The 670-nt window shown below is 44.5% G+C and carries 1 pseudogene; it reads right to left on the reverse strand.

Annotated features, from left to right (window positions below):
• Positions 1–670 (reverse strand): annotated as a pseudogene (locus ACTHUM_RS17020) (O-antigen ligase family protein); the annotation flags it as partial.

The following is a 670-nucleotide window of genomic DNA, read 5'->3' on the forward strand; positions in this document are numbered from 1 at the left end:
ATATAAATGAGTGAAATCAAAAGGTAGCAGGCAATAGCTGTGCGTGATACGCAAACAAAAATGGCCATACCTAGTAGTAAATATAATCCCCAGCCCAGTAGTTTCTCTTTGTGTTTGCGTCCTTGCAGTTGAAAGAAAAATAGGATGGCGGGTGCGAGGCAAACGGCAGTGGCAGCAAGGTTGTTGGGGTTGAAAAACAGCCCTTTGAGCGAGCCTTCTTTAATGGCCAGTTCATCACTGGCACTGACAAACTGAATGCCGGTAATCAATTCCACAAATGGTGGAATGGCAACATAAAGGGCAAAGACCAATAAAAACTTCTGAATAACGCCCAATGGATCTTCAGCGCGCATAAGCACTTGGTAAAACAAGTAGAAAAAAACCGGCACCGCCATAAAAAACAAGATGTCCATGTATTGAGTCGGTATCAGCGATGTAATGCCCATGTGGATGGCCGGCCAAATACACATGGCGGCCAGGGCGCAGAGCATGACAAAAATTTTGCGCGGAATATGCTTGCCCTCCAAAAAGAATACGGCAAGGCCAATCAATACGAACAACAACGATAAAGGATTATCGATGCGCGGTACGCCGATTTTAAAAGACAGCGCCGGCCCCAGCATATAAGCTGTAAACATAATGTATAGGATGTAAGTGTATAAATTTAGAC

It is taken from the genome of Neisseria sp. P0021.S006, assembly GCF_051956895.1.